Genomic DNA, 6667 nt, shown 5'->3' with positions numbered 1-6667 from the left:
TCAATGACGGTGACGAGGTCTCGGGTGAGAAGAACAAGGACTTCGACGGTGACGGTAAGGGTGACCCGACTGATCCGAAGAAGGCTGACACCGATGGTGACGGTGTGAACGATGGTGACGAGATCACCAACGGCACCGACCCGAACAAGGCTGATACCGATGGTGATGGCCTGACCGATGCCAAGGAGAAGGAGCTTGGCACGGATCCGAACAAGGCTGATACCGATGGTGACGGCCTCAACGACGGTGACGAGGTCTCGGGTGAGAAGAACAAGGACTTCGGCAACAAACCGACCGATCCGACGAAGGCTGACACCGACGGTGACGGCATCAACGACGGTGACGAGGTTTCGGGGGCCAAGAACGACAAGTTCGGCAACCGCCCCACGGATCCGAACAGCGCCGACACCGATGGTGACGACGTGCACGATGGCAAGGAAATCGCTCAGGGCACCGATCCGACGACCCACAATGGCCCGGAGGCGCCCGCGGGCGGCAAGCAGGAGCCGGTGAAGGTGGTTCCCGCTAAGCCGTCGCACAGCAACAACGGGCACCTTCCGCGTACCGGTGCGGAGACCGGTGGCCTCATGGCTGCTGCTGCTTCGCTCATCGCCGGTGGTGTGGCGCTCGTGACGCGTCGCCGCAAGAACGAGAAGTGAGGATCTGCCCGTAGCGGCACCCTCATATAGCTGAGAGTGGCCCTTGCTCCTTCGGGAGCGGGGGCCACTCTTTATACCCGGACGCCGTCGGTCAAACCCCCACAACCCCTATGCAATCTGGGGGAGGAGGAGAAGCCGGGGAGCAACCGGAATTAAAGGGAAAGCCCCGGAGATCCGTGTGGATCTCCGGGGCGCTGGTTGTGGGGGAACCGTCGGAACCCGAGCGATTACGGGGCGGGCGCGAGCCCGAAACCCCCACAACCCCTATGGAATTCGGGAGTCTATTTTTTTCCCTGGTTGGCGACGGCCTCGGCGGCCTTGCGCGCGGCTTCCTCATCGAGGTAGCGGCCGCCCTTCGTCACGGGCTTGAAGTTCTCGTCGAGCTCGTACACGAGAGGCTGGCCGGTCGGGATGTTCAGGCCAACGATGTCCTCGTCCGAGATGTCGTCGAGATACTTCACGAGCGCGCGCAGCGAGTTGCCGTGCGCGGCCACGAGAACGGTCTTACCGGCGGCGAGGTCAGGCTTGATGCCCTCTTCCCAGTAGGGGAGGAAGCGCGCGATGACGTCCTTGAGGCACTCGGCCTTCGGCACTTCGGTGCCCTCGTAGCGGGGATCGTCGTCCTGGCTGAACTCGCTACCCGACTCAATAGCAGGCGGCGGAACGTCGAACGAGCGGCGCCACAGCATGAACTGCTCGTCGCCGTACTTGTCGCGGGTCTCCGCCTTGTCGAGGCCCTGGAGCGCGCCGTAGTGGCGCTCGTTGAGGCGCCAGTCGCGCTTCACCGGAATCCAGTGGCGATCAGCGGCATCAAGCGCAAGGTTCGCGGTCATGATCGCGCGGCGCAGAAGCGACGTGTGCACGACATCCGGGAGGATGCCCGATTCCTTGATGAGTTCACCGCCGTGGGTGGCTTCGCCGCGGCCCTTGTCAGAAAGGGGCACGTCAACCCAACCGGTGAAGAGATTTTTTTGATTCCATTCGCTCTCGCCGTGGCGGAGCAGTACCAGTGTGTACGTCATGTCTCCACCCTACTCGGTCTCGATGAGTATCGTCATGGGACCATCGTTCGTGAAACTCAGCTGCATGTGCGCGCCGAATTCGCCTTCGTACACGGTGAGGCCGCGCTCGCGCACCTTGTCAATGACGTGCTGGACAAGCGGTTCGGCGACGGGGCCGGGAGCAGCTTTGTTCCAACTCGGGCGGCGGCCCTTGCGCACGTCCGCATAAAGCGTGAACTGGGAAATGATCATCACGGGCGCGTTCTTCTCGAGCGCGGATTTTTCGTCGTCGAGAATGCGCAACTCGCAGATCTTGCGAGCCATGGTTTCCACGGCCGAGTCGCCATCCTCGTGCGTGATGCCGAGCAGCACCACGAGCCCTTCACCTTCAAACTCGCCGCCCGTGCGGCGTGGTGTCGCGGAAGAATCATCGAGGATCTCCACCCTCGCTCCGGTCACCTTTTGCACAATTGCGCGCATCAGCGCACTCCTTCCTCGGGGTCCTGAGATGGGGAGGTGGCCCTCTCGGGTGCGGGCTCCGCCGTATCGGCGCGGTGAGTATTGCGCGGGCGCGGATCCGACGGTTGCGCCGCCGCCATCGATTCCATCATCGTGTGGCGCGCCGGGCGCACGTGGGGGCTTCTTCGCATGCCCGGCGCATACACGGGAGTGGGCGGCGACATCGAGATTCCGGCACGGCCGAAGTGCTCGTGAGAGTGTTCGTTCGCGCCATCGAGGGCGATCTCCATCTGGTGATCGGAAAGCTCGGGAATGGGCGGTAGTGGAATCGTGGGATCTTGCTCAAAGTGAGCGGCGCCGTGCGCGAACGACGTGTCGGCGCTCGGGATCGACGGCACCACGATGGGGGAGCGCTCGGTAGCCTGTGGAGGCTCGAACTCGCTCACGGTTTCTCGCGTGTCGGCCATCTCGGGCCCCTGCTGCTCTTCGTGAACCTGAGCAGCGTCGCGGGGCGAGGTGGCGTCGGAACCGGAAATGAGCCCACCCGGCATGGGCCCCACGTAATGCGGACCATATTCGGCGACCTGCACCCATGTTTCGGCTACGCGCACCATCGCCTCCGTGGCGCGTTCCCAGTCGTTTTCCTGCTGGCGATGCGGGCCGGTGGCGAGGGAGAGCACCACGCCGGCGGCGCGCAACGCGAGCTCTTGCGGGTCCACACGGCCCGCGAAAATGGGGTACCACGTGCGGATTGCTTCGGCGACGCGCTCGTGAATATCGAGGGGTAGCCGGCCTTGGTTGGCGTAGTCGCCGAGCACCGAGAGGTGGGCGCACAAGCACGCGAGGTCGTCGGCGCGGCGGCCCGGACCCACACCATCGATGTCGAGCACGCCAACGACGCGGGAATTGTCCACGAACACTTGCGCCTCGTAAAAATCGCCGTGGACAACCTCGGTGGGTTCGAGTCCAATGCGTCGTTCAACGTCGGCGAGGCCGAGTTCGATGCGGTACACGAGCACGTCGAGGCGGTCTTTGAGCGAGGGGAGGCTCGAGGCGACCACGCCCGCGTAGAACTCGGCGGAATCGGTCCAGGGCGGTCGTACGGGCTGGTTCATGAGGGAAGCGGGCAGGCGATCGAGCATCGCGACCAGATCCGCGGCGTGGCACGCCTGCGCACCGTCGTCGATCACGGCCTTCGCGAGCACCGTGCCGGGAAGCTCGGCGAGGACAACGAGACCATCGGTCGTGCCAAGGACAGCGGGAACGGGCACACCCGCGTCGAGCAGTGTGTGGTGGAGATTCACGACCCCCGCGGTCGTGTGCGGCTGGAATACCTTGAGGAACACATTGCGGTCGGCAAGGGTGGCCTTGAGCACGGCGCGGCGACCGGGACGATAGCTCACGACTTCCACGGGTACGGGCGTGCCTTCCGCATACCCCGTTGCCACTCCAAGCTGCGCGAGAGTTTCATGGAGAACGTCCGGGTAGCACACCTGCGGGAGCATCGGCAGCCACGGGTCGTGCGGGTAACGCCACACGCGCACGTTCATGTCGCCGTCGGTCATCACGAGCGACTGCTCGGGGGCGAGCACGTTCTTTTCTTGCTCGCCGATATGAGCGCTCACGCCGAACAGCTCGTCGCGCGGCTCTGCCTCGGGGCCGTCGATCTCTACCCAGCGCACCTTTGTGCGGAACATGGCTTTCGTGGAGCGCGAGGGCCGGTGATCGACGTGGTCGAGTGTCCATTCAACGAGTTCGCCACCAGCGTTCGTGACGGCTGCCTCGAGCACACCTCCGGCCTGGGGCCCCGTGAGAAGCTCGGAACCGTCAAGGGTCTCAGTCATGCCCCCATTGTTGCAGGTGACGGCGGAGCCCTTCTGAAGGGCGAGGCGTGCAGGGTGTGTGACACGCGCTCTTTGTAGGGTGGAGGTATGAGCGACAACACGACTTCACGCCCCCGCCCCGAGCTTGGCGGCAACCTCCTTGGCCCCGAGCCCACACATCTTCCCGACGAAATCGATCGTCCCGTACGCGAGCGCGACGGCGACGACCCGAAGAAGATCGCTGCCGATCACCCCACCTCACCGCTCGCGTGGGCACTCCTTGCAGAAGAAGCGAGTGCTGACGGCGATGTGATCGAAGCCTACGCGTTTGCACGAGTCGGCTACCATCGCGGTCTCGACGCACTGCGTCGCGCCGGCTGGCGAGGCCAGGGCGCGGTTCCCGCCTCGCACGAACCCAACCGCGGCTTCCTCCTGTGCCTCCTCCACCTCGTGCGCGCCGCCGAGGCCATCGGCGAGACGGGCGAGGTAGAGCGACTCAAAGACTTCATCGCCGAATCAGACCCGAGCCTGAGCGACGCCACAACCCTCGCCCCTTAACCTCCGCGCTCGTCCCGCGTAAAATAGGCCTTTGCTGTTTCGCTACCGCGCGCCAGGATGACGCGCCGAAGGAGATGTCATGCCCGCGATCGTGATCGTTGGAGCCCAGTGGGGCGATGAAGGAAAGGGAAAGGCAACCGACCTTCTCGGCGACCGCGTCGATTACGTCGTCAAGCCCAACGGCGGCAACAACGCGGGCCACACGGTCGTCGTCCACGGCGAAAAGTTCGAGCTCAAGCTCCTTCCTGCCGGGATTCTCTCCCCGAACGCCACACCCGTGATCGGCAACGGCGTGGTCGTGAACCTCGATGCGCTCTTTGAGGAAATCGACGCCCTCGAATCACGCGGCGTTGACACCTCGCACCTGCGCATCTCCGCGAATGCGCACATCGTCGCCCCCTTCCACCAGACGATGGACCGCGTCACCGAGCGATTCCTCGGCAAGCGCGCGATCGGCACGACCGGCCGCGGCATCGGCCCCGCCTACATGGACAAAGTGGGCCGCCTCGGTATCCGCGTGCAGGACCTCTTCGATGAGTCGATCCTTCGCCAAAAGGTTGAGGGCTCGCTTCGCCAGAAGAACGGTGTGCTCGTGAAGCTCTACAACCGTCGGGCCGTAGAGGTAGAGGAGATCGTGGCAGGCCTTCTCCAGTACGCCGAGCGGATCCGCCCCATGGTCGTGGACACGACCGAGATGCTCAATACCGCGCTCGACCGCGGTGAACTCGTGCTGATGGAAGGCGGCCAGGCCACCTACCTCGATGTGGACCACGGCACCTACCCGTTCGTGACGAGCTCGAACCCCACCGCGGGTGGCGCGTGCACGGGCTCGGGCATTGGCCCCACGCGCATCGACCGCGCGATCGGCATCGTCAAGGCCTACACGACCCGCGTAGGTGCGGGGCCGTTCCCCACCGAGCTGTTTGACAAGTGGGGCGAGTACCTCCAGCAAAAGGGCCACGAGGTGGGCGTGAACACGGGACGTCCGCGCCGCTGCGGTTGGTACGACGCCCTCATGATTCGCCACGCCGTGCGCATCAACGGCTTCACCGACCTCGTGCTCACGAAGCTTGACATCCTCACGGGCCTCGACGAGGTGCCGATCTGCACCGCGTACGAGATCGACGGTGAACTCCACCGCGACATGCCCATGACGCAAACCGAGTTCCACCACGCCAAACCGGTGTACGAAACGATGCCCGGCTGGAGTGAGGACATCTCGAAGGCCCGCACGTTTGAGGAGCTACCGATCGAGGCGCAAAACTACGTGCGCCGGCTCGAGGAACTCGCAGGGTGCCGCATTTCCGCGATCGGCGTGGGCCCAGACCGCGAGGACACGATCGCGGTGCACTCGCTCATTCCCGGCGAGGCACGCCTCGCGGGGGAGGAGTCCGACGGTGCCGGCGCGTAAAGCGATCTCGATTTCCGACGGCGTGGCCGCGATCCGTGCCTGGTGCGAGAGCCGCGAAAACACGCCGCGGGCAACCCTCGCGCTCGCGGTGCGCTTCACCCTCCAGGTGCTCGCCGAGGACTACCCCGGCGGTGCCGTTGAAGTGCGAGTACCACCGTTTGGCGCCGTGCAAATCATCGAAGGCACAAGCCACACGCGCGGCACGCCGCCCGCGGTCGTCGAGATGAATGCCGCGACCTGGATGCGCCTCGCGACCGGCGAGCTGACCTGGGCGGAGGGCCGCGCGAAAGGTGGCGGCGTGAGTGCCTCGGGCGAGCGTAGCGACCTGTCCGAAATCCTGCCCGTGCCGATCGCTAGGAGAATCGCCGCTGGAGAAAGCTCCGGACGCTCTACTACGACCGAGGAGAACTAACACGTGATGAGCGAGAACACGCCCGAAGAGCACGAGAAAAGCGAAGTCGTCGACGCTCCCCAGGGCTCTGATTCGCCCGAGTGCCCCGAATTGCCTCAGCCCACCGCTCTTTTCGTGCGCCGCGAGCGCCGCATGAACCTTGGCGGATGGGTTGTTCTTGCCCTCGTGATCGGCGCGGTCTCGGGGCTCGTGTGGGGGATGCTCAGGGGCGTATTCGAATTTGCGCCGCTCGTGATTGCGGCGCTTTACGGCGTACTTTTTGTGGGAGTGGGCCTCGCCCTCGTTGCTGTGATCATCGATTGGGTGCTCGAGCGCGCTCGCGCGAAATGAAATAGCGAACCTAC

The 6667-nt window shown here is 64.7% G+C and carries 8 protein-coding genes; 5 read left to right on the top strand and 3 right to left on the bottom strand.

The features are described from left to right. Positions 1–659: LPXTG cell wall anchor domain-containing protein (locus D8M36_RS07880; protein ID WP_126847996.1), on the top strand; the 659-nt coding region annotated here is incomplete at its 5' end. Positions 660–940: 281 nt separating this feature from the next. On the opposite strand, the gene D8M36_RS07875 is transcribed toward D8M36_RS07880, so the two are convergent. From D8M36_RS07875 to D8M36_RS07865, 3 genes are read right to left on the bottom strand one after another with little or no spacing between them, the layout of a single operon-like run. Further along, complete coding sequence (locus D8M36_RS07875; RefSeq protein ID WP_126847994.1) at positions 941–1681, bottom strand: phosphoglyceromutase; 741 nt, start codon at positions 1679–1681, stop codon at positions 941–943. A gap of 9 nt (positions 1682–1690) precedes the next feature. Beyond that, positions 1691–2140: a D-aminoacyl-tRNA deacylase gene (gene dtd, locus D8M36_RS07870; RefSeq protein ID WP_126847992.1), complete on the bottom strand. Its 450-nt coding sequence runs from the start codon at positions 2138–2140 to the stop codon at positions 1691–1693. Then, positions 2140–3963 (bottom strand): phosphotransferase, encoded by a 1824-nt coding sequence (locus tag D8M36_RS07865; RefSeq protein ID WP_126847991.1) that lies wholly within the window; start codon positions 3961–3963, stop codon positions 2140–2142. The genes dtd and D8M36_RS07865 overlap by 1 nt, the downstream gene beginning before the upstream one ends. 87 nt (positions 3964–4050) lie before the next feature. Between D8M36_RS07865 and D8M36_RS07860 the strand changes: the two genes are divergently transcribed. From D8M36_RS07860 to D8M36_RS07845, 4 genes are all read left to right on the top strand, one after another. Continuing rightward, positions 4051–4500 (top strand): DUF3151 domain-containing protein, encoded by a 450-nt coding sequence (locus D8M36_RS07860; protein WP_126847989.1) that lies wholly within the window; start codon positions 4051–4053, stop codon positions 4498–4500. 79 nt (positions 4501–4579) lie between these two features. Continuing rightward, positions 4580–5911, top strand: coding sequence for an adenylosuccinate synthase (locus tag D8M36_RS07855; RefSeq protein WP_126847987.1), 1332 nt, complete (start codon positions 4580–4582; stop codon positions 5909–5911). After that, a complete protein-coding gene (locus D8M36_RS07850) occupies positions 5898–6323 on the top strand; it encodes a sterol carrier family protein (protein ID WP_126847985.1) in 426 nt (141 codons plus the stop codon). The genes D8M36_RS07855 and D8M36_RS07850 overlap by 14 nt, the downstream gene beginning before the upstream one ends. A 6-nt stretch (positions 6324–6329) precedes the next feature. Continuing rightward, the gene (locus D8M36_RS07845; RefSeq protein WP_126847983.1) at positions 6330–6653 is read left to right on the top strand and encodes a hypothetical protein; all 324 of its coding nucleotides are present in this window, start codon (positions 6330–6332) and stop codon (positions 6651–6653) included. The last annotated feature ends 14 nt before the right edge of the window (positions 6654–6667 follow it).

Origin of the sequence: Dermabacter sp. HSID17554 (genome assembly GCF_003989295.1) — a bacterium.
Taxonomy (GTDB): Bacteria; Actinomycetota; Actinomycetes; order Actinomycetales; family Dermabacteraceae; genus Dermabacter; species Dermabacter vaginalis.
The sequence above is the reverse complement of the archived record's forward strand: the minus strand, read 5'-3'. Positions and strand labels throughout refer to the sequence as shown.